The 21,080-nt window shown below is 67.8% G+C and carries 19 protein-coding genes; 9 read left to right on the top strand and 10 right to left on the bottom strand.

Annotation, left to right across the window (positions count from 1 at the left end; all coding sequences use genetic code 11):
* Positions 1-212 precede the first annotated feature (212 nt).
* Positions 213-1,583 (top strand): sodium:alanine symporter family protein, encoded by a 1,371-nt coding sequence (locus tag AB1824_09970; protein MEW5765291.1) that lies wholly within the window; start codon positions 213-215, stop codon positions 1,581-1,583.
* A 30-nt stretch (positions 1,584-1,613) separates the two neighbouring features.
* Here AB1824_09970 and AB1824_09965 read toward each other — a convergent pair whose 3' ends face one another.
* The gene (locus AB1824_09965; GenBank protein MEW5765290.1) at positions 1,614-2,234 is read right to left on the bottom strand and encodes a YceI family protein; all 621 of its coding nucleotides are present in this window, start codon (positions 2,232-2,234) and stop codon (positions 1,614-1,616) included.
* A 546-nt stretch (positions 2,235-2,780) separates the two neighbouring features.
* On the opposite strand from AB1824_09965, the gene AB1824_09960 reads away from it, so the two are divergent.
* The 5 genes from AB1824_09960 (at position 2,781) to AB1824_09940 (ending at position 8,472) form a co-directional block, all read left to right on the top strand.
* A complete protein-coding gene (locus AB1824_09960; GenBank protein ID MEW5765289.1) occupies positions 2,781-4,433 on the top strand; it encodes a hypothetical protein in 1,653 nt (550 codons plus the stop codon).
* Positions 4,430-5,872: a VCBS repeat-containing protein gene (locus AB1824_09955; protein MEW5765288.1), complete on the top strand. Its 1,443-nt coding sequence runs from the start codon at positions 4,430-4,432 to the stop codon at positions 5,870-5,872. The genes AB1824_09960 and AB1824_09955 overlap by 4 nt, the downstream gene beginning before the upstream one ends.
* Positions 5,873-6,023: 151 nt before the next feature.
* On the top strand, positions 6,024-7,112 hold the full coding sequence (cax, locus tag AB1824_09950; GenBank protein MEW5765287.1) for a calcium/proton exchanger: 1,089 nt from the start codon (positions 6,024-6,026) through the stop codon (positions 7,110-7,112).
* 12 nt (positions 7,113-7,124) lie between these two features.
* Positions 7,125-7,334 (top strand): hypothetical protein, encoded by a 210-nt coding sequence (locus AB1824_09945; GenBank protein MEW5765286.1) that lies wholly within the window; start codon positions 7,125-7,127, stop codon positions 7,332-7,334.
* Positions 7,335-7,350: 16 nt separating this feature from the next.
* Positions 7,351-8,472, top strand: a complete 1,122-nt coding sequence (locus AB1824_09940; GenBank protein MEW5765285.1) for an alanine racemase — start codon at positions 7,351-7,353, stop codon at positions 8,470-8,472.
* A gap of 30 nt (positions 8,473-8,502) precedes the next feature.
* Here the strand turns inward: AB1824_09940 and AB1824_09935 are convergent, their stop codons facing one another.
* The 4 genes from AB1824_09935 to AB1824_09920 all read right to left on the bottom strand — a co-directional run bounded on the left by AB1824_09935 (position 8,503) and on the right by AB1824_09920 (position 11,484).
* Positions 8,503-9,291, bottom strand: coding sequence for a TIGR00266 family protein (locus tag AB1824_09935; protein ID MEW5765284.1), 789 nt, complete (start codon positions 9,289-9,291; stop codon positions 8,503-8,505).
* A gap of 99 nt (positions 9,292-9,390) precedes the next feature.
* Positions 9,391-10,176 carry a PhzF family phenazine biosynthesis protein gene (locus tag AB1824_09930; GenBank protein MEW5765283.1) on the bottom strand — a complete coding sequence of 262 codons (786 nt, stop codon included), beginning with the start codon at positions 10,174-10,176 and terminating at the stop codon, positions 9,391-9,393.
* A gap of 55 nt (positions 10,177-10,231) precedes the next feature.
* Entirely contained in the window at positions 10,232-10,558 is a 327-nt protein-coding gene (locus tag AB1824_09925) for a DNA-binding response regulator (GenBank protein ID MEW5765282.1), read from the bottom strand.
* Entirely contained in the window at positions 10,555-11,484 is a 930-nt protein-coding gene (locus tag AB1824_09920; GenBank protein ID MEW5765281.1) for an SDR family oxidoreductase, read from the bottom strand. The genes AB1824_09925 and AB1824_09920 overlap by 4 nt, the downstream gene beginning before the upstream one ends.
* Before the next feature lie 514 nt (positions 11,485-11,998).
* On the opposite strand from AB1824_09920, the gene AB1824_09915 reads away from it, so the two are divergent.
* Entirely contained in the window at positions 11,999-14,347 is a 2,349-nt protein-coding gene (locus tag AB1824_09915; protein MEW5765280.1) for a hypothetical protein, read from the top strand.
* Positions 14,348-14,490: 143 nt separating this feature from the next.
* On the opposite strand, the gene AB1824_09910 is transcribed toward AB1824_09915, so the two are convergent.
* The gene (locus tag AB1824_09910) at positions 14,491-15,360 is read right to left on the bottom strand and encodes a YitT family protein (GenBank protein ID MEW5765279.1); all 870 of its coding nucleotides are present in this window, start codon (positions 15,358-15,360) and stop codon (positions 14,491-14,493) included.
* Positions 15,361-15,611: 251 nt separating this feature from the next.
* Here AB1824_09910 and AB1824_09905 point away from each other — a divergent pair, with 251 nt between their 5' ends.
* On the top strand, positions 15,612-15,905 hold the full coding sequence (locus AB1824_09905) for a thioredoxin family protein (GenBank protein MEW5765278.1): 294 nt from the start codon (positions 15,612-15,614) through the stop codon (positions 15,903-15,905).
* A gap of 3 nt (positions 15,906-15,908) precedes the next feature.
* Entirely contained in the window at positions 15,909-16,823 is a 915-nt protein-coding gene (locus AB1824_09900) for a cation diffusion facilitator family transporter (protein ID MEW5765277.1), read from the top strand.
* 60 nt (positions 16,824-16,883) lie between these two features.
* On the opposite strand, the gene rnc is transcribed toward AB1824_09900, so the two are convergent.
* From rnc to AB1824_09880, 4 genes are read right to left on the bottom strand one after another with little or no spacing between them, the layout of a single operon-like run.
* Positions 16,884-17,660, bottom strand: coding sequence for a ribonuclease III (gene rnc / locus AB1824_09895; GenBank protein MEW5765276.1), 777 nt, complete (start codon positions 17,658-17,660; stop codon positions 16,884-16,886).
* On the bottom strand, positions 17,657-18,454 hold the full coding sequence (locus tag AB1824_09890; GenBank protein ID MEW5765275.1) for an AAA family ATPase: 798 nt from the start codon (positions 18,452-18,454) through the stop codon (positions 17,657-17,659). Before AB1824_09890 ends, rnc begins: the two co-directional genes overlap by 4 nt.
* A gap of 41 nt (positions 18,455-18,495) precedes the next feature.
* The gene (locus AB1824_09885) at positions 18,496-20,523 is read right to left on the bottom strand and encodes a chemotaxis protein CheA (GenBank protein MEW5765274.1); all 2,028 of its coding nucleotides are present in this window, start codon (positions 20,521-20,523) and stop codon (positions 18,496-18,498) included.
* Between the two features lie 10 nt (positions 20,524-20,533).
* Positions 20,534-20,902, bottom strand: coding sequence for a response regulator (locus AB1824_09880; GenBank protein MEW5765273.1), 369 nt, complete (start codon positions 20,900-20,902; stop codon positions 20,534-20,536).
* Positions 20,903-21,080 lie beyond the last annotated feature (178 nt).

Below are 21,080 nucleotides of genomic sequence, written 5' to 3'. Positions count from 1 at the left end.
AAACGCGATTTCCCCGCCCGGCGCTCCCGACGCCGACCGGTCCATCCCGTGCACCGGGCGCCGCCGCCAGGCTGTCCACGTCCCGTGCGCCCAGGATACTCAAATGCCGGCCCTCCGCGCAAGATTCCCCCGCCTCTCCTCGCTCGACGCCCCGAGGGGAGCGCCACCGGCTTCGCGGAGGTATACTCCCCGTGGCGTCGCGGGGAGGGACCATGGAGACACTGGAAAAGGCACTGCAGGCCGTCAGCGACTTCGTCTGGGGAGTGCCCCTGCTCCTTCTCCTCATGGGCACCCACGTCTTCCTCACCCTGCGGCTCGGGTTCGTGCAGCGCCACCTGATCCAGGCCGTCCGCCTTTCCTTCTCCAGGGACCTCGATGGAGAGGGCGACGTGAGCCACTTCGGCGCCCTGACCACGGCCCTCGCCGCCACCATCGGCACGGGGAACATCGTGGGGGTGGCGACGGCGGTGGCGGCGGGCGGCCCCGGAGCCGTCCTCTGGATGTGGCTGACGGGGGTCTTCGGCATCGCCACCAAGTACGCGGAGGCCCTCCTGGCCGTGAAGTACCGGATCACGACGCCCTCCGGCCTCATGGCGGGCGGACCCATGTACGTCCTCGAACGGGGGCTCAAGGTCAAGTGGCTCGGCGCCGCCTTCGCCGCCCTGACCGCCGTGGCCGCCTTCGGGATCGGGTGCATGGTGCAGGCCAACTCCATTTCCCAGATGATCCGCGAGGCCCTGTCCCACCATCCCGCCACGGCCGCTCTCGCGGGACCTTCGGTGTGGGTCACGGGCCTCCTCCTTGCCACCTTCACGGGGTTCGTCATCCTGGGGGGGATTCGATCCATCGCGAGGGTGTGCGAAAAGCTCGTCCCCTTCATGGCGGCCTTCTACATCCTGGGGTGCCTCGCGCTCCTGGCCATGCATTACGAAGGAATCCCGGAAACCCTGCGGCTCATCTTCGTCTCGGCCTTCACCGGGCAGGCCGCCGTGGGCGGGTTCCTCGGGGCGGGGATGAAGGAGGCCATGCGCTATGGCATCGCCCGGGGGCTCTTCTCCAACGAGTCGGGGCTGGGCTCCGCGCCCATCGTGGCCGCCGCGGCCCGGACGAGCCACCCCGTCCGCCAGGCCCTGGTCTCCAGCACCGGAACCTTCTGGGACACGGTCGTGGTGTGCGCCATGACCGGGCTGGTCCTCGTGAATTCGGGGCAGTGGAGGAACGGCTTTCAGGGGGCGGCGCTGACCAAGGCGGCTTTCGGCGATGTCGCCTTCCTCGGCCCCCTCGTTCTTACGGTAGGGCTATTGACCTTCGTCTTCTCCACGATTCTCGGGTGGGAGTACTACGGCGAGAAGGCCGCGGAGTACCTCTTCGGTCCGAAAGCCGTGGCGCCCTACCGGTGGATGTGGGTGGCGGCGGTTCTGGCGGGTTCGGTCTCGACCCTTTCGGCGGTGTGGACCTTCGCCGACATCGCCAACGGCCTCATGGCCGTGCCCAACCTCGTGGCCCTGCTGGCCCTCAGCGGCGTGGCCGCCGCCGAGACACGGAGCTACTTCGCGGCCGAAGCGGGAAGGATCCAGACCTAGAAGCGGCCCGGCCGGCCCCCTCCCCTATCGTCAGCCCTTTTCCGGGGCCTTTCGCATCATCTCCAGCTCGATGGCCACGTCCACCGTGTCCCCGAGGATGGTGCCGCCCTGGTCCAGGACCTTGTTCCAGGAGACCCCGTAATCCTTCCGGTTCAGGACCGTCGCCAGGGAGAAGGCGTACTTTTCGTTGCCCCAGGGGTCCTTCATGGACCCGAGGTAGGAGACGGGGAGCACGATCTCCTTGGTGACGCCATGGAGGGTGAACTTCCCGTACACGTCGTAAAGGCCCTCCCCCTTGGCCACGATGCGGGTGCTCCGAAAGGAGATCTCGGGGAATTTCTCCACGTCGAAGAAGTCGGCGCTTCGCAGATGCTTGTCCCGGTCGGCGTTGGCCGTATCGATGGAGGCGGCCTGGATGGAAAAGGACACGGACGCCCCTTCGGGCTTGGCCGGATCCCCCGTCAGTTCGCCCGAGAATCCCGCGAACCGGCCGTCCACCTTGGAGAGGAGGTGGCGGATCCGGAAGGTCACCGAGGAGTGGGCGGCATCCGTGACCAGCGTGACGGGGGCGGCGGACGGGGCCTGGGCCCACGCGGAGGGGGCGAGGCACAGGAGGGTCAGGATCGGCAGAACGGCTTTCAGCGATTTCATCGACGGCGCTCCGGCAAAGAAAGGGGACCCGCAGGGGTCCTGTCACGCCTTACAACAGACCGAGAGGAGGAACTCTTCCCTTCCTTTCCCCTCCCCACCCTTCGTGATGAGTGACACATTATTGAATCATGCCGTGCTAACCTATTGCATAGCATACCACTTGCACACGCCTGCCATGTTGCACGCGCGGAACTTTCTCTTGACTTGCCGCGCCGAACGCCTATATTTCGCTCTGGCGCCGCCGGGCCGCGACGGTCCCGGCGTGCAGGGCGCCAGGCCGGAGGGCCCCTCCGGGCGGCTCTCCCACCCGCTTCGACACCCCTCCCTTGACGCCGGCCTCCGCGGCCGGCTCTTTTTTCTCCTCCCTTTCATCCGCCCGTTGAATCTCCCAGCGGCTGGGGGGTACAATCCCCTCCATTCATGGAGGGGGATCCATGGCATCGATTCGATGGGGGCTGTGTGTTCTCGCGTTGGGTTGGGTCGCCGGTTTGGGAAGCCCGTCCAGGGCTCAGTCTCCCCCCCCCCCCGCCTCCTGACCTGACGAAGGTGAGCCCCGACCGGGTCGCCGTGGGAGACCTGCTCGTGCTGGAGGGGCGCCACTTCCTGGCGGGCGAGCCCCAGGTCGTCGTCCGGTTCGGATCCATTCCCGTCACCGTGGCCCCCGAGAGCGGATCGCGCCTGTCGGTCCTGGTACCCCCGGGTGTGCGCATCCCGCCCGACGTGTGCGAGGCGGGAGGGACGCTCCGCATCAAGCGGACTCCCGAGCCCGAGGACCCCATCAGCGGCTGGGAGGGAAACCCGGATGTCTTCACGTGGATCGAGGGAGACGGCGAGGGGAAGGCACAGGCGCGGATCCTCTTCGGCCAGGCGCCCAGGCTCCAGGCCTTCTGGAAGCCCGCCGGCGGCGGGGAGGAAACGCCCGAGACCGTCAAATGGGAGATCGTCGCCGGGAGCGAGACGGCCCCCAACGCGGATCCGAAGGGCCTCTATCCAGGAAAGCCCGCCGTCTTCTTCACGGGGGGCGTCAACCCCTACGAGCACGCCGAACTGCGCTTCCAGACCGTCCACACGGGCGCTTTCGTCCTGAGGGCGACGACCAAGGACACCGACCACAAAGGCCCCGACGGCCGGCCGGCCACGATCGAGATCGCCTTCACCGTCGCCGCGCCGGCGGGGTTGAGGGGACGACCGGCCACCCATGACCCCAAGATCTTGCAGTACGCCGATCGGTACGGCATCCCACCGCAGTACCTCAAGGCCCAGGCCTTTCGTGAGAGCGGGCTGGATAGCCAGGCCTTCCGCTACGAGCCGAGGACCGTGGACAAAAAGTACCTCTCTCAGTACAAGGACAGCGACTGGCTTTTTAGCGGATGGGATCTGTATCGCTACCGCCTGCCCATCGATCCCGCCGTCTCGTTCATCGATCCTGCGGACCTTGGCCCGCGCCGTATTTACCGCGTGACAGAATTCCAGGACACCGAACCTCCCGCCTGGCCGTACACTTGCCATGAACTGGGAGCCGAGTCCACCTACGATCCCGTGACCCTCTTTCAGATCTTCGAAGCCGACGATGGGTGGCCCTGCGGAACCACCCCGTGGAAGACCTACAACCCCGATGCCAAGGATGCCCAGGGCAACTGGAAGTGCGGGCTGGAAACCCACGTGGGGCCATGCGAGGTTCGAAACGGGTGGTGGGACGCCGAAAGGCCCTTCAATTCAGATCTGGAGACGACCGTGACCTACCTGCACCACACGAACACCTTCTACTGCGGCTGGATACGAAGCGAGCCCTGCGCGCCCACGGAATCGGAATCCCAGTGGCTCCTTAACCACGGAGACTACGTCGCCCAGACGGTCGTAGCCTCCAGCTACGGCCTCATGCAGGTGCTGTATACGACGGCCGTGCAGACCCAGGGGTGGCTTGCAGGAAACGGACGCGGGGCCGAGCGCCACCCCGCCCGGCTCTTCGATCCGGACGTGAGCCTGGACTTGGGGGCAAGCTACGACGCCAGGCAGACGGCCTGCCAGCTCGGCGATGCAAGTTGGAACTTGACGAGCCCAGAAGCCTTCCGGGAGGCGTGGATCCGCGGCTTCGGCGCCTATAACACCGGGAAGTGCACCAAACGAAACGACCCGTACGCGGAAGGCATCTTGCGCACGGCCGCCTCGATGTGGCCGATGGGAGGAAGCACGCCATGAGTGGAAAATGGAACCAGGTCCTTTTCGTACTCATCTGCGTGCTTGGCGCGTTCCGTGGGGCCTATGGCCAAGAAATAACCCCCGCGCAGGGAGTGGATCTTCTTCTCCGCTTTCTGCCCGACGCGGTCGTGCAGATGAGGCGCGCCACCGATCATGAAGACGACCATGGGGGCTATACGCGAGATGAAATGACCGAGGCCCTGACAAGCTGGATCAAGACAGAAGGGCCGGGGCGCTCCGCCCAAGTCAGCTTCATGGGTCCTTTTTGGAATTACCTCGAGCTCCCCTTTCCGGGGGAAAGCCGGCAACTCGTGCTGCTCTACTGGTGCGAGACCACCGGGGAGATCTGGTGGCGGCTGGTGGGGAGGGTGGGATCGGGGGACTTTTCGCTCCTTCAAGAAGGAGAGGGCTGGTACGAGACGACCCCCTACGACATCGTGGAGCCGTGGCTTACGGACCTCGACGCCGACGGGGTGCCGGAATTGCTCTTGTGCAGCGGCGAACGCCACAGCATGACGACCCTCTTCGTCTTCCGGTGGCAAGGCGGGAGGCTCGTTCGGATCACGCCGCGTTCTCTGGCGGATGAAGATGGCGACCCCTATGAGGCCGGCATCGTGGTGAGCTCCATGGAATGTGAAGATATGATCCACTTTGGTTGTTCGGGCATCCACCTGGAAGACCTGGACGGGGACGGCAAGGCCGAGATCATCGTGGGGCCGGTCCGGGAGCCGGAAATCAAGCGGGATGAAGAAGGGAGAGAAATCGACCGGACCTACCGGTCGATCACGGGAACACGGATCTTCCACCTGGTGAACGGAGTCTATGAACTCTGGCGGGAGGCCGCCCCGGACGACCCCTACCCCATCACGGTGCCGGCCTACGGGGTCTTCCACCCCTCCACGCTCCCTCTTTCGGAGCTGTCGAATCCCAGCAACGGAAAGCTTCGGGTCTTCGTCTCGGACCCGGCGGGGCCGGCGACGGTGGACGACTACGAGACGGGGCGGTTCAAGTACCAGGAGACGGCCCTCTCGTTCAAGAAACGATGGACCAACCACAAGCAGCCGGACACTACCTCAGCGAACTTCGAATGGGGCGGATGCCCGGTGAAGCAGGCGGCCCGGCAGGGCCAGGGCGAGTGGCAGGTGAACCCCTCGGACCCGGCGGTCCCCAGCCCCGACGGCGCGACGGAGTACCACTTCGTGGGGCCGTACCTGGAGCTGGAGATCTCCCGTAGCGCCGTGTTCCCCTACCTCTTGCAGGCCGCCACGGACGCCTTCGCCAAGGAGCCGAACCGGGACAAGTACTTCATCGAGGTCCCCCTCTCCGGCAAGATGAAGAGCGGCAAGCTCGCCGCCGTCTCCGCCCTGGTCTGCATCAAGGAAACCGGGCCCACCAAGCCCGAGGTCCAGGCCGCACCCGCCCCCACCGCCTCCCCTTGACTCGGACGCGCAGATCCACGGATCCGCCCCGAAAGGTGCAGGTTCAGGCGTTTTCCGCAGCCCACCCGGACGCGAGCGTGCCTCGTTCCTCCGCGGCCGGCTCTTTTTCGCCCTTCTTGCTTCGAAACTCCGTTCCTGGTAGGAAAGGACCATGCCGATGTGGATGAAGCCCTCGCTGAATTGGCTGCTCGTCCTGGTTCCCGTGGCCGTGGGCCTGGACCTATTCGCCCCGGAGGCCCAGACCGCCATCTTCGTAACGGCCTGCCTGGCCATCGTTCCCCTGGCGGGATGGCTCGGAAAGGCCACCGAACACCTGGCCGACCGGACGGGGGAGGCGGTGGGCGGGCTTCTGAATGCGACCTTCGGCAACGCCGCCGAGCTCATCATCGCCGTCATGGCCCTGCAAAAGGGACTGCACGACGTGGTCAAGGCCTCCCTCACGGGCTCCATCATCGGCAACATCCTTCTCGTGATGGGCGCCTCCTTCGTGGCCGGAGGATTCCGCCGCGAGAGCCAGCGCTTTCACGCCTCCGGCGCGAGGAGCCAGGCGACCCTCCTCTTCCTCGCCGCCGTGGCCCTGGTGGTCCCCGCGGCCTACCACCACCTGGGAGGCCGGGACGCCCTTCTCCACGAGACGGGGCTCAGCCTGGAGATCGCCCTCATCCTGCTCCTGACCTACGGCCTGGGCCTGGTCTTCTCACTCCGGACGCACCGCCACTACTTCGACGGAGCGGCGGGCAAGGCGCACGGCGCCTCCCACCGGGAGAATGCCTGGGGGGTGGGCCGCTCCGTCGGCGTCCTGCTCGGGGCCACCGCGCTGGTGGCCTGGATCAGCGAGATCCTCGTGGGGTCCGTGGAGGGCGCCGCCCACGCCCTCGGCATGACCGAGGTCTTCGTGGGCGTCATCGTCGTGGCCATCATCGGCAACGCCGCCGAGCACAGCACGGCCATCCTCGCGGCGCTGAAGGACCGCATGGACCTCTCCATCGGCATCGCCGTGGGCAGCAGCATCCAGGTGGCGCTCTTCGTGGCGCCCCTGCTGGTCCTGCTGAGCTTCGCCGTGGGTCCCCGGCCCATGGACCTCGTCTTCACCGTTCCCGAGGTGCTGGCCGTCGTCCTCTCCGCCATCGTCACCGAACAGGTGACCGGCGACGGGGAATCCAACTGGCTCGAAGGCGTTCAACTGTTGTCGGTGTACGCCATTCTGGCGGTGGTGTTCTACCTGCTGCCCGCATCCTGACGGGAGGCGACCATGAAACGAATCGTCCTGTTGGCGGCCCTGGCCTTCGCCCTCGGCGGGCTCTCCTGCGCCTCGCACAACGGCCCCATGGAGCGCACGGGCCGGGCCATCGACAAGGCCGCGAGCAAGACGGTGGAAGCCGTCGGCAAGGGCCTGGAGAAGACCGGGGAGGCGCTGGAATCCGGCGGGGAGAAGCTCCAGGACAAGGCCCAGGGGAAGTAGCACCCTCCTTGCGGACATGCGGATCTCCGGACTGAACACCCCCGCGGCGCTCGTGGATCTGGACCGCCTGGAGGCCAACGCGGCCTGGGCCCTTCAACGGGCGCGGGAACTGGGCGTGCGCCTGCGGCCCCACGTGAAGACCCACAAATGCCTCGAAATCGCGCGCATCCAGTGCGGGGGCTGGCCCGGCCCCATCACCGTATCCACCTTGGCGGAGGCCCGCGCCTTCGCCTCGGAGGGGTTCCGGGACATCACCTACGCGGTGCCGCTGGCCCCGCAACGGTTCGGCGACGCGGCCGACCTGACCCGAGATCTGGACCGGTTCCGGTGCCTCGTGGACTCGGAGGAGGCCGCCAACGCCCTGGAGGCCTTCGGAGCGGTCCAGGGCGTACGCTTCGCGGTGCTCCTCAAGGTCGACTGCGGCTACCACCGGGCCGGAGTGGACCCCTCGGGCGAGGAGGGACCGGCCCTGGCGGCCCGGATGGCCGCCTCCCCCCACCTGGACTTTGCGGGCGTCCTGACGCACGCGGGCCAGGCCTACTCGGCCCGGACCCGCCAGGAGGTGCTGGAGGCGGCGCGGGCGGAGCGGGACGTTCTGTCGGGCTTCGCGGCAAGGCTTCGGGATCGGGGGATCGAGGTTCGCGAAGTGAGCGTGGGAAGCACTCCGACCTTCGCCGCGGCGGATCACCTCGAGGGCGTGACGGAGGCCCGGCCCGGAAACTACGTTTTCTTCGACGCCTTTCAGGCCGCCCTGGACGTCTGCGAGCCGGACAGGGTGGCCTACAGCGTCCTGACGACGGTGGTGGGCTGTTATCCAGAGCGGGCCTGCCTCGTGGTGGACGCCGGCGCCCTGGCCCTCTCCAAGGACCCCGGCGCCGCCCACATCCGTCCCGACGTCGGCTTCGGGATCCCCTGCGACCTGGAGGGGAGGCCCCTGGCGGACCTGCGCGTCGCCGCCCTCAGCCAGGAGCACGGCCGGATCGAAGGTCCTCCCGGATCGGTCGCGGCCTTTCCGCCCGGGTCCCGCCTTCGGATCCTGCCGAACCACTCCTGCCTCTCCGCCGCGTGCTTCGACCGCCTCGCAGCCCACCGGGGGGGCGAGGTGGTCGCGGAGTGGCGGACCCATCGAGGGTGGTGAGGCGCCCGCCGGGGAGCCTCACCCCCAAGGTCAGTGGTTGTCGCCGTCCAGGATCCCTCCCAGCCCTCCGAGGAGGGAGCCCTCCTCGCGCCGCCCGCCCCGCTGGGGCGCGGCCGCGAAGATCCTCCCCGCCAGCCGGCTGAAGGGGAGCGACTGCAGATAGACCCTGCCCGGCCCCGTCATCTGGGCGAAGAAGAGGCCCTCCCCGCCGAACAGGGCGCTCTTGACGCTCCCCACGAACTGGATGTCGTAGGCCACCGTGGGCTGAAAGGCCACGAGGCACCCGGTGTCCACGCGGAGGACTTCTCCCGGCGCGAGGTCCATGGAAAGGATGGTGCCCCCCGCGTGGACGAAGGCGAGGCCGTCCCCTTCGAGCCGCTGGAGGATGAAGCCTTCCCCCCCGAAGAGGCCCGCCCCGAAGCGCTTCGTGAAGGCGATGGAGACGTTCACCCCCAGGGCCGAGCAGAGGTAGCTGTCCTTCTGGCAGAGCATGGGGCCCAGCGCGCGGAGATCCAGGGGGATGATCTTTCCGGGATAGGGGGCGGCGAAGGCCGCCTTCCCCTTGCCCGATCCCCGGTGGGTGAAGGTCGTGAGGAACAGGCTTTCTCCGGTGAGGATCCGCTTGCCGGCCGAGAAGAGCTTGTCCATGAGCCCGCCGCCTTCCGCCGTTCCGAAGCGGGTCTCCATCTGGATCCCGGGCCCCATGAACATCATGGAGCCGGCCTCGGAGACGACGGTTTCCCCGGGATCCAGGAGGATCTCCACAAACTGCATCTCTTCGCCCTGGATCTCGTACTCGATCTCGTGCGCCTTGGCCATCTTCGATTTCCCCTTTCCTTGTCGTCGCCGGCCCCCCGAAGCGGGGCCCGGTGACTCTCTACGGTCCGCACCTCCGGCTGGTTGCGCCGGCTCCCCCTTTCAGAGCAGTTCGCCCCGGACCACCGTCACCGCCCGCCCCGACAGGAGGACCCGGTCGCCGCGGACCCGGACCCGCACCTCGCCTCCCCGGGCCGAGGCCTGGTACGCCAGGAAGTCCGCCCGCCCGGTCTTCCCCTGCCAGTAGGGGCCCAGGGCGCAATGGGCGGAGCCCGTGACGGGGTCTTCCTCGATGCCCGCCCCCGGGGCGAAAAAGCGGGAGACGAAGTCGTAGGGCTCTCCCCCCTTCGCCGTGACGATGACCCCCCGCACGCCGAGGGCCTTGAGGCGGTGGCCGTCGGGCTTGAGGTCCCGCACCAGCCCCTCGGCGGCCAGCTCCACGAGGTAGTCGAAGCGGGTCTTGCCCACGTAGCGGGCCTGGGCGCCCAGAGCCTCCAGCAGGCCTTCCGGGGGAGGGCAAGGAGCGGGACCCGTTGCGGGAAAGTCGAGGGTGATCCAGTCGCCCTCCCGCTCCGCCCCCAGCTCGCCGCTCCGGGTGAAAAACCGGAGAGGCGTCGCCGGATCGGCGTGGCCTTCGGTCCAAAGGGCGTGGGCCGACGCGAGGGTGGCGTGGCCGCAGAGGTCCACTTCCACGGCGGGGGTGAACCAGCGCAGGTCGAACCCGCCGCGCCGGGGATGGAGGAAGGCCGTCTCGGAGAGGTTCATCTCCCGGGCCACGAGCTGCATCCACAGCGGGTCGGCCGGTCCGTCCAGAAGGAAGACGGCCGCCGGGTTTCCCCGGAAGGGGCGGTCCGTGAACGCGTCCACTTGAACGAAGGTCCGTGCCATCTCGCTACCTCCAATAAGGCCGATTCCGGGTCCCATGGGCCCCTGGGTCAGCCGCTCAGCGGGGTTCTCCAAGAACCTGAAGCCGCTTCTCGATCCGGGCGGCGACGGCCCCCCGCGCCACGACTTCGTCGGCCCCCGCCTCCCGGGCCGCCCGGAGAATCTCCCTGTCCGTGTGGGGACCGAAGGCCAGAATGAACAGGCCCGAGCGGCTGGTCCGGTTCCGGGCGATGGCCTCCACGGCGCCAAGGGACGTGAGGTCCACCACGAGCAGGTCCGCCTCCGGAGGATCCGATGGCCTCAGGAGCCGCGCGCCCGCCGCTTCGACGACGGGCGCCAGCCAGGCCCGCGTCATGAGGTTGTCGGTCCGGAGCTGGACCTTCACGGCGCTTCCTCCCTTCGCTCCTCGGCCAGGCACGCGGCCAAACCCGCCTCCAGATCCGGGTAGAGAAGGTCAGGAAGGAGATCCCGGCGCAATTTCGAGGCATCGATCCGTCGGGATTCCTCGAGGAAGGAAAGGAGTTCCGGGGTAAGTGCGGCTCCGGCGTCCTTTCGGGAGACTTCGGGGGGCGGGGGGAGGCCGTACCGGTCCGCGACGGCGCGAAGGAAGCCGGTCAGGGTCCCGGGACGGCCGTCGCTCGCGTTGTACACGCCGCCCGGGCCGTCCCCGGAGGCCGCGGCCAGACACGCGCGGGCCAGGTCGTCCACGTGAATCCGGTTCGAAAACGGGCTCTCGGCTTCCCGAAGGACCGGCAGGCCCCTTCGGATGCGCTCCAGGGGCAGGCGACCCGGGCCGTAGATTCCGGCCACCCTCAAGACCGTGACGGGAACACCGGAGAACTCGGACCAGCTCCGGAGCGCTTGTTCCGCGCTCCACCGCCTCCGCGCCCGCTCCGTCCGGGGACGGGCAGGCCGCATTTCGGTGACCCAGTCCCCGGAGCAGTCTCCGTATACGCCCGTGGTGCTGAGGTAGACCAGGCGGCTTGGAAAGCGGGTTTCCAGGGCCGCCAGAAAGGCCCGGATCCTCGGATCGTCCGTTCCCTGCTTGGGGGGAGGGACGGTGTACAGAACCACGGTTCCGCGCCCGTCCAACCCGGTCAGGGAGGACGGCTGGTCCAGGTCCCCGGCGACGACTTCCGCCCCGGCGCGGCTCGCCCGGACAAGGGCGGACGCGGACCGCACGAGGGCCCTCACCCTCCCGCCCCGGGCTCGCCAGAGGACTGCGGCCCGGCAGCCCACATACCCGGCTCCCACGAGATACAGGATGGGCAAGGGAGGGGTCGCCTGAACGGGTCCCCGTTCTTTCTCCACGATGCGCCTCCCGAGCCTGAAGCGTACCATCGGTAAGGGTCGCAGGTCTCTCCTTCCGCGATGCTCGAAGATGCGGGTCATTTCACCACACGCATTAGCCGTATACTTCGTTCCCACATGAACACACTCTGCCGTTATGCGTGTTTGTATTGTTACTATTTATCTATTTGCCCTATGCGCTATACGGGGCATCTACCCCAGGCTATACCATTTGTGACCTGCGTCATACCCACGGGTTGAAAGGCCCCCTATATTGCTCGGGAATGACGGCACCCCCCCGCCCAGCCGGCGCTCTCGGCGGGGGCAGGATTCGGCAAGGACTGGAGAAAGGACCAGCGCCTCGGGGACCCGGTTACCGGAAAGGAGGGCCGACTGGAGGACCCGCCCCGAAGACCAGAACAGCCTGCACGGATGAAAGGGAACGCGAAAGACGCGGGGGTCTGGTTACCGGAGGTACCTGTCCACGGACCCGCCCTGACGTCTCACAGACCGTTTCTGCCTTCGAGGAGAGGAAATGCGAGCATCTTTCTGGATTCGTACCTGTCTGTCCCTTTGTCTGGCCCTGGGAGCGAGCCTGGCCGCCCTGGCCACGGATTACACCATCACCAAAGCCGAGTGGCGCGCCGGCGAGTCCAAGCTGAAAGTCGAGGGCAAGGGGCCCCGGCGGTCCATCGTCCTCGTGAAGGACGCCCAGTCGGGTGAGCCCCTGGGCACCGCCACGGTGGATCGGGAGGAGCGCTGGAAACTGATCCTCACCGCCCCCCCGTACGTGCCCTGCCGCGTGCGCGCCGAGTTCCAGGGAACGACCCGCTTCGCCGAGCGAGACGTGAGGAACGCGCCCGCCAACTGCGGAGGGGGAACCACGGTGGTCCTTTCCTCCCTGGCCCTGTCGGGACCCTCCGAAATCCCGGAGAACGCCTCGGGCACCTTCACCGCCACCGCCACCTTCAGCGACGGCTCCACCCAGAACGTCACCGCCGCCGCCGTCTGGAGCGAAGATTCCGCCTACGCTTCCATCGCGGCGGGCGTCCTGTCGGCCGGAGAGGTCCCCTCGGACCAGGCCGTCACGGTCTCCGCCTCCTACACCTCCGGCGGCGTCACGAAGTCCGCCTCCGCCGGCCTCACCATCCGCAACGTGGTGGCTCTTTCCTCCCTGGCCCTGTCGGGACCCTCCGAAATCCCGGAGAACGCCTCGGGGACCTTCACCGCCACCGCCACCTTCAGCGACGGCTCCACCCAGAACGTCACTGCCGCCGCCGTCTGGAGCGAAGATTCCGCCTACGCTTCCATCGCGGCGGGCGTCCTGTCGGCCGGCGAGGTCCCCTCGGACCAGGCCGTCACGGTCTCCGCCACCTACACCTCCGGCGGTGTCACGAAGTCCGCCTCCGCCGGCCTGACGATTCGGGATGTTCCCCCTCTCGTGGGCTCCCACGCGGGCCGCTTCACTTCCTTCGAGGGAACCCGGACCTGCCTCCAGTGCCACACCGACGAGGCCCTGGCCTTTCACGGGAGCGCGCACTACCAGTGGCAGGGAGACGCCTCCGAGGTGGACGGCCTGGATTCGCCGGTGGCCGGAAAGCTCGGCGGCATCAACGACTTCTGCATCTACCCCGACATCAACTGGATCGGGAAGCTCACCAACGTGTACGGACAGCAAGTGGACGGAGGCTGCGGCCGGTGCCACGCGGGCCTTGGCGCAAAGCCGACTCCCGAGGCCACCCAGGCCCAGCTCGAGAACATCGACTGCCTTCTCTGCCACGCTCCCCAGTACAAGCGAACGGTGGGGCTGGTGAACGGTCAATACCGCTTCGTTCCCGACCTGGCCAAGATGTCCGTCTCCCTCCTGCAGGCCGCGGTGGACATCCACCTGCCTTCCAGCGACACCTGCCTCAATTGCCACACCCGGGCCGGGGGCGGGAACAACTACAAGCGGGGCGACCTCGAAGAAGCCCACCGCAACGCGACCCCCGCACTGGACATCCACATGGCTCCCGAGTCCGCCGGCGGCGCGGGTCTCGCCTGCCTAGACTGCCACGTCGCCGCGGGACACCGAATCCCGGGCCGGGGAATCGACCTGAGAGAACGGGACACACCCACGGTGGTGGCTTGCTCCAACTGCCACGGCGACGCGCCCCACGATTCGGCCGACCTCAACAAGCACTTGAAGCGGGTGGATTGCACCACCTGCCACATCCCGTCCTTCGCCAAGGGGGCCCCCACGGACATGGTGCGGGATTGGAGCCTGCCGGGCGACCTGGACGCCGTCACGGGACTGTATGAACCCCACATGGACAAGGCATCCAATGTCAGCCCCGTGTACGGCTTCTTCAACGGCCGCTCGCGCTTCTACCAGTTCGGCGCGCCCGCCGTGCCGGGTCCCAACGGGAAGATCCTCATGGCCGGACCCAATGGCTCGGTGCAGGAGCCGGGCTCCAAGATCGTCGCCATGAAGCGCCACGAGGGACGCCAGCCCATGGACCCGGCGACCAACCGCCTCCTGCCCCTCAAGATCGGGATCTTCTTCCAGTCTTCCGACATCAATACGGCGGTGGCCCAGGGGGCCGCGGCCGTGGGCTGGACCTACTCGGGCCACACCTTTGCCGAAACCGAGCGGTTCATGGGGCTCTATCACGAGGTGGCCTCCTCCGACCAGGCCCTCTCTTGCGCCACCTGCCACGACCAGAACCGCCTCGACTGGGCGACCCTCGGGTACACTCCCGTGAGCACGCGAAACGGCAAGCCCCTCTGCTCCTCGTGCCACGGCGCCAAGTCCAACCCCGGCTTCTTCAGCCTGCACAACAAGCACGTCGGCGACAAGAAGATCGACTGCTCGAACTGCCACACCTTCGCCAAGGCCTCCTAGGAGAGACCGGGCCAGGAGTCAGCGCCGGCCGGAGAGTCTCCGGCCGGCGTTTCTCTTTTCCGGGCAGGCGCCGTCCGGTGAGGGCGGGGACTCGACGTCGAGGGGGCGATTGAGCGGTTGGGAGCCGCCGCGGACAGGATGGGTCACTCCGCCGCCACGGGGCGGAAGCCCTCTCCCAGCACCTCGTTGGCCTCCGTCACGACCACGAAAGCCCTTGGGTCGATCTCGGCGATGATGCGCTTGAAGTGGCTCACCTGCGACCGGGACACCACCACGTACAGGATCTCCCGCGGGGTCCGCGTGAAGCCCCCCATCCCCTGAAAGAGGGTGACCCCTCGTCCCACCTCGTCCAGAATGGCCTTGCGGACCTCTTCCACGCGATCCGAAACCACGAGGATGGCCCGCGCGAAGCCGATCCCCTCCTGCACCGCGTCAATGACCCGGCTGGAGATGTAGTTGACGAGCAGGGCGTAGAGGACCGGAACGAGGCCCACCACGGGGATCGCCAGGAGGAGGATGGCGGTGTTGCTCCACAGGAAGACCTGGCCGAAGGGGATTCGGCGGTAACGGTGGAGGAGCTGGGCGAGGATGTCCGTCCCGCCCGTGGTGCCGCCTCCCCTCAAGACGAGGCCGACCCCCAGGCCGTCCATCAGCCCGCCGAAGAGCGTGTAGATGAGGGGGTCTCCCGTGACGGCGGGGAGAAGGGGCTCCAGAAGGTCGATGCCGAGGGACATGACGGCCACCGCGTAGACGGTCCGGAAGAGGACCCGCACGCCGCCCCCCCACCGCAAGCCGGCGGCGAGAAGGGGCACGTTCAGGCCGAAGGTGACGGCTCCGACGGGCCATGACCAGAGGAAGTGGGCCAGCATGGCCAGGCCCGTGACGCCCGCGGAGACCACCTTGTTGGGGGTGAGAAAGAGATCCACACCCGCCGCGATGAGGAGGCTTCCGGCCGTCAGGCAGGCGTAGTCCTTGAGGAAAACGAACCACTGGGACTTCGGAAACCCCGCCATGGGCCCTCCACCTTTTGATGCTACCGCCGGAGGGTGCCCGGCTCAAGGACCGGAGGCCGCCCCGGGACCTCCGGGTGCGGACGGGGAAGGACCCGGGGCCCCCGCGCGTTCCTCCCGGAGGCCCCCAGACTGAGCGCCGGGGGAGTACACTGTGCCGTGCAAGGCGATCCTCCGAGGGAGGACCGCCGCGAACAGGTGAGGCCTATGGAGACAGCGCACTGGACAAGAGACACCCACAGGGCGGCCGGATCGTGAGGCCCGCCTCCGGTCTGCGCATCGCTGTGGCGGGCCGCGGATGCGGCGCCTGCCAGGAACTGCTGAGGCGGACGCGGGAGGCCTGCGCCGAAATCGGTCTCGATGCCGAGATTTCCGAAATCCGCGATCCGGAGGCCATCCAGGCGATCGGGGTGGACCGTCTTCCCGCTCTCCTGATCGACGGCCGCCTGGTCTGTCAGGGCTTTTCCCCTTCCCCTTCTCTGTTGCGGGACTGGCTCCGGGAAGCGTCGGGGCCGGGATCCCCCACGCCCGCGGACCGGGAGGCTTGAGCCATGGGCCGCACCGATGGCGTGGATCAGGGGGCGCGCCTCTGGATCAGCGTGGCCCTCAACGTCGCCATCACGGCGGTGGAGGTCGTGGCGGGGCTGATGGCCGGAAGCCTGGCTCTGCTCGCGGACGCGCTTCACAACCTTTCGGACGTGGCGTCCCTTCTGCTCGCCATCGCCGCGCGCCGGCTCGGACGGAGGCCCCCCAGCCCCCGCCACACCTTCGGGTACAAGAGGGCCGAGGTCCTGGCGGCCCTGGTCAACGCCGGCCTGCTCGTGGTCATCTCCGTCCTCATCGCCAAGGAAGCCCTCCACCGGCTCCTCCACCCCCAGCCGGTGGCCGCCGGTCTCATCTTCTGGACGGCCCTCTTCGCCTTCCTGGGCAACATGGGCGGGGTCTGGCTCCTTCACCGCCACGACCGGCATGACCTCAACGTTCGAAGCGCCTTCCTCCACCTGCTCCAGGACGCCCTCGTCTCCCTCACCGTGGTGGTCGCGGCGGCTTTCATGGGGACCCCCGTGGGCCCCTATCTGGACCCCGTCGCCTCCATCGCGGTGAGTCTCGCCGTGCTGATCGGAGCGTGGAGAATCGTTCTGGAATCCCTCCACATCGTCACCGAAGCCGTTCCGAGGGACCTCGACCTCGAGTCGCTCGTGGATTCCATCGAGGCGCATTTTCAGCCCGCGCACGTCCACCACGTGCACGTTTGGGAAGTGGGCCCGGGAGAACGCATGCTGACGGCCCACGTGGCCGTTCCGGAGAGGACCGTGCCGGCCGCCGAGAAGCTCTTCTCGGACATGCGCCGCTACCTGAAGGAAGAGTGGTCCATCGGACACGTGACGCTGGAGGCGGAATGCGGGGAGTGCCCCGACCCCGATGCCTGCAGCGGCCGCGGCTGTTCCGAAAGGGAAAACGGGTAGGGACCGTTCCGTCGAGTTCCACCGAGGGGTCAGCGGGGGGCTTGAATTCCCGGCGGCGGGCTATCCTCGTGGGCCCGTTTCGCCCCCGCCGATCTGGAGCGCGGCCCGCGCGGCGGCCTGCTCCGCCGCCTTCCGGGTGGGTCCTTTCCCCGAGCCCGCCTCCAATCCGTCGAGGCTCACCGTCGCCACGAATCCTCCTCCCTCCGCGGGCGAGGTGGCGTACACGGGGAGGGGCAGGTTGGCCGCCTGACGGGTTTCCTGAAGGCGGGTCTTGGCGTCCTCCTCCAGAACGGCCAGCCCACGCTTCCGGATCGGCTCCGAGAAGATCGCGGACACGGCGCGGCGGGCGGCAGGTACGCCCGCGTCCAGGTACAGCGCACCGAGGAGCGCCTCGAAGGCGCTCGCCAGCACCCGCTCCTTCCCCGCCCCACCATCCCTTCGCTCCCCCTCCCCCATCCGGAGCGCGGCTCCGACCCCCAGCGCCTCCGCTTCGGCGGCCAGCACGCGCCGGCTGATCCAGTGGGCCCGAACCCGCGTAAGAACCCCTTCCTCCTCGGCGGGAAAGCGGTGGAAGACGAGGTCCGCCACGAGGAAGTTGAGGACCGAGTCGCCGAGGAATTCGAGCCGCTCGTAGGACAGCCGCCGCGGAAGCCCCGCCTCGACCGCGGCGGAGGGGTGCGTCAGGGCCATCCGGAGGAGGCTCTGGTCTCGGAAGAAGTGGCCCAGGCGGGCTTGAAGGACATCCTCCTGGGGGAGTCCGCCCGAGGCCGCTTGGCCAGGTGTCCCCGCCCGCCGCTTGGCGTTCGCCGGCTCGCGCCGGGATCGGCTCCCGCTCACGGAACCATTTCCTGGGCGGCTTCCGCCACGGCGGCTTCCCCGATGGGCCGCTCCTCCCGGCCGAAGCCCAGAAGCAAAGCGTTGGTGCAGAGGTTGTTCACGAGCCGGGGGACGCCCTGCGAATAGCGGTGAACGGCCGCCAGGGCCTCCTCCGTAAAGATCGGACCATCCCCGCCTCCGGCCACCGAGAGGCGGTGGAGGATGTACCGGGCCGTCTCCTCTTCCGAAAGCGAATCCAGGTGGTACCACATGCCCACCCTCTGCCGAAGGGCCCGATAGGTGGGGTGCCTCAGCCTCCGCCTCAGCTCGGGCTGGCCGATGAGCAGGATGGCCATGAGGTTCTCCGTGTCCAGCTGGAAGTTGGACAGGAGCCGGATTTCGTCGAAGGTGGCCTTCCCGGGGATGAGCTGGGCCTCGTCCACCACCAGGACCACCCCCGTCCCCGCCTCGTGAAGTTCGAGGAGCCGGTCGCTCAGGGCGTCCAGGAGGTCCGCCCGGTGGTGGCAGGGCGTGACATCCAGACGGAGGGCCAGTTCCCTCAGGAGCTGGAGGGGCGAGAGGCGCGGGTTGACGACGAGGACGAACCGATCCCGTTCGTTCCGATCCATGAGGGCCCGAGAAAGGGTGGTCTTGCCCGATCCGATCTCCCCCGTCAGAACGGCGATCTCCCGCTCCTCCACGGCGTACTCCAGCCGGGCCAGGGCCTCCTCGTGCTGGGAAGCCATGAAGAGAAAGCGGGGGTCCGGGGTCTTCCCGAAGGGCCTCTCCCTCAGACCGTAAAAGGACTTGTACACGCCGCGTCCTCCGGGGGGCGGGCGGCGCGCGCCCGCGGGCCCTAGGCGAACCCTCTCGCCGCTTCGATGGTGCTGAAGAGGGAGGCCGTGTCGATGACGAGGATGACCTGGTTCTCCCCGACCTCCGTCGCGCCGGCCAGCCCAGGGAGCCTTCCGAAGGTCTTCCCGATGGGGTGAACCACCGTCTCCTGCTCGCCCAGCATGTCGTCCACGACGATGCCGGCCGCCTTGTCGCCCCGCCGGGCCACCACGATGAAAATGCGCTCGTTCTCCCTCGGCCGCGTCCGGGGCAGACGGAACCGCTCCTCGAGCCGCAACAGGGGCAGGGTCACGCCCCGAAGGCTGATGACCTCGCGCTGGTCCACGAGCTGGATTTCCGACTCCGTGGTCCGAAGTGTCTCGAGCACCGAGGAGATGGGGACGGCGAAGGTCTGGTCACAGCACCGAACGATGAGAGACTGGATGATGGCGAGCGTGATGGGGAGAGTGAACTGGAAGGTCGTGCCCACGTTGGGTTCGGACCAGACCGAAAGGGTGCCCTTCAACTGCTCGATGGCCGCCTTGACCGCATCCAGACCCACGCCCCGGCCGCTCACCTCGGTGACCTCGTCGGCCGAGGAGAACCCCGACCGGAAGATCAATTCCATGCACCGCTCGCGGTCCATCTCCTCGCCCGCGCCCACGAGGCCCAGGCGGACCGCCGCGCTCCAGATCTTCTCCACCTGCAAGCCCCGGCCGTCGTCCGTCACTTCGATGACGATGGAGTTGCCCTTTTGGTACGCGCTCACCGCGAGGGTGCCCTCCCGGCTCTTTCCCGCCGAAACCCTCTCGCCGGGCGTTTCGATCCCGTGGTCGATGGCGTTCCGGATGGTATGGATGAGGGGCGTCACCAGCTCGTCCATCATGGTCTTGTCGAGTTCCGTGTCCCCTCCATAGAGCTGGACCGAGACCTCCTTGCCCGCGGCCCGGGCCAGCCGACGGGCCGTCCGGTTCAGGCGGTTGAAAATCTGGTTGATGGGGACGAGACGGATGTCGATGATGGCCCGCTGGAGTTCGCCGAGCTTCTTCTCCATGGTTCGGATCTGTTTGCCGGCATCCGCCGCCAGCTCCCGCTGTCCAGGGAGGGAGGCCACGGCCTCCGCGATGCGCTGAAAGGCCGCCTTCAGCAGGTTCAACTCCCCCACGATGCCCATCACGCCGTCGAGCTTTTCGATGTCCACCTTGACGGTCTTGGCCAGACCGCGCAGGTCCTCCCCCTCGGCCTCCGCGGATTCGACGGCGGCCTCCGCCCCCTCGGCCGCCGACCTGGGCGCCGGGGCGGTCTCCGTCGGAGGCATCAGGTCCTGTACCTCGGCGCCGGCATCGGCCACCAGGGACTGAACCTGGGCGAGGCTCCGCGTCGTCCCGTAGAGGAGCCGGAAGCGCAAGCCTCCATCCCCGGAAGGGTCCATCACGGGCAGGGTGGAGATCACTTCGCCGGCCTCCGAGAGACGTTCCGTCAGGGCCCGCAGGCGCGTGTCGAAATCCGCGAAATCGAACCGGACCAGCACCGCCAGGATCCGATTGCCCTCGGTCATGTTTTCCTTGAGGCGGTGCTCCTCGTACTCCGTGAGCGACTTCAGGGTCTGCTCGTCCAGGAGAAGGCCCCCGCGGGCCTCGGGCTTCGGTTCCGGCGGCGCTCCCACGGCGTGGATGCGGCGGAGGAGGTCCGAGGCCTCGGACCGGACGCCTCCTTCTCCCGCCTCCCCTACCATGGCCCTCAGGTGCGTCCGGCTCTCCCGGAGAAGGGCGAAGAGGTCCGGGGAGAGAGCGGCTTTGCCGAGGCGGATCTTGTCCAGGAGGCTCTCGAGGTCGTGGCTCAGGGTGGTGATTTCCTGCAGGCCGAACATGGAAGCGAGGCCCTTCAGGGAGTGCATTTCGCGAAAGATCTTGTTCACGAGGTCGGGCCGGACCTTGCCGGCCGCCTCGTGCTGGGATTGGGCGGCCTCCAAGTCCTCCGCCAGGGCTTCGAGGATGTCCTCGGCTTCGGCCACGAATTCCTGCAGGGCCTTGGCGCGGTTCTTGTCCATGAAGCCTCGGTTACGGAAGGTGCCGCTGGACGAGGTCGATGAGCTCGCCTTCGGTGAAGGGCTTGGTCAGGTACCCCGTGGCCCCGATGGCCAGCCCGCGGCGGCGGTCCTCCTCCGCGGCCTCCGTGGAAATGATGAGGATGGGGACGTCGCGGTACACGGGGTGTTGCCTGAGAAACGATATCAGTTCGAGCCCGTTGATGTCGGGCATGTTGATGTCCGTCAGGATCATGCGGAAGTCGTTCTCGGGAATGAGCTTGAGGGCGGCGAACCCGTTTTCGGCCTCAAAGACGTCCACGGCAAGGTGCTGGTCCAGCGCCGTGGCGATGAGGTTCCGCATGGCGTTGTTGTCCTCCACCACCAGGACCTTGGCTTTCATGCGCTCGCTCCTTGGCCATTATGGCGATGCCCCGTCGAGGCTGTCAACGGTGCGACTTGCCTCAGCTAATTTCTTTCCGAAATGGATTCGTTGCCTCACCTAAGAATCTTGCCGAAAGGAAGTAAACAAGTGGAGGGGCGCCGCCCCCGCAAGGAGGGGTGCTCCAGGATGAGGCTGA

This window comes from Acidobacteriota bacterium (assembly GCA_040752915.1).
Classification (GTDB): domain Bacteria; phylum Acidobacteriota; class UBA4820; order UBA4820; family DSQY01; genus JBFLVU01.
The sequence above is the reverse complement of the archived record's forward strand: the minus strand, read 5'-3'. Positions and strand labels throughout refer to the sequence as shown.

Coding starts and splice junctions, on each gene's coding strand:
- AB1824_09970 (MEW5765291.1), top strand. CDS start 213: ATGGAGACACTGGAAAAGGCACTGCAGGCCGTCAGCGACTTCGTCTGG.
- AB1824_09965 (MEW5765290.1), bottom strand. CDS start 2,234: ATGAAATCGCTGAAAGCCGTTCTGCCGATCCTGACCCTCCTGTGCCTC.
- AB1824_09955 (MEW5765288.1), top strand. CDS start 4,430: ATGAGTGGAAAATGGAACCAGGTCCTTTTCGTACTCATCTGCGTGCTT.
- cax (MEW5765287.1), top strand. CDS start 6,024: ATGCCGATGTGGATGAAGCCCTCGCTGAATTGGCTGCTCGTCCTGGTT.
- AB1824_09945 (MEW5765286.1), top strand. CDS start 7,125: ATGAAACGAATCGTCCTGTTGGCGGCCCTGGCCTTCGCCCTCGGCGGG.
- AB1824_09940 (MEW5765285.1), top strand. CDS start 7,351: ATGCGGATCTCCGGACTGAACACCCCCGCGGCGCTCGTGGATCTGGAC.
- AB1824_09935 (MEW5765284.1), bottom strand. CDS start 9,291: ATGGCCAAGGCGCACGAGATCGAGTACGAGATCCAGGGCGAAGAGATG.
- AB1824_09930 (MEW5765283.1), bottom strand. CDS start 10,176: ATGGCACGGACCTTCGTTCAAGTGGACGCGTTCACGGACCGCCCCTTC.
- AB1824_09915 (MEW5765280.1), top strand. CDS start 11,999: ATGCGAGCATCTTTCTGGATTCGTACCTGTCTGTCCCTTTGTCTGGCC.
- AB1824_09910 (MEW5765279.1), bottom strand. CDS start 15,360: ATGGCGGGGTTTCCGAAGTCCCAGTGGTTCGTTTTCCTCAAGGACTAC.
- AB1824_09900 (MEW5765277.1), top strand. CDS start 15,909: ATGGGCCGCACCGATGGCGTGGATCAGGGGGCGCGCCTCTGGATCAGC.
- AB1824_09885 (MEW5765274.1), bottom strand. CDS start 20,523: ATGGACAAGAACCGCGCCAAGGCCCTGCAGGAATTCGTGGCCGAAGCC.
- AB1824_09880 (MEW5765273.1), bottom strand. CDS start 20,902: ATGAAAGCCAAGGTCCTGGTGGTGGAGGACAACAACGCCATGCGGAAC.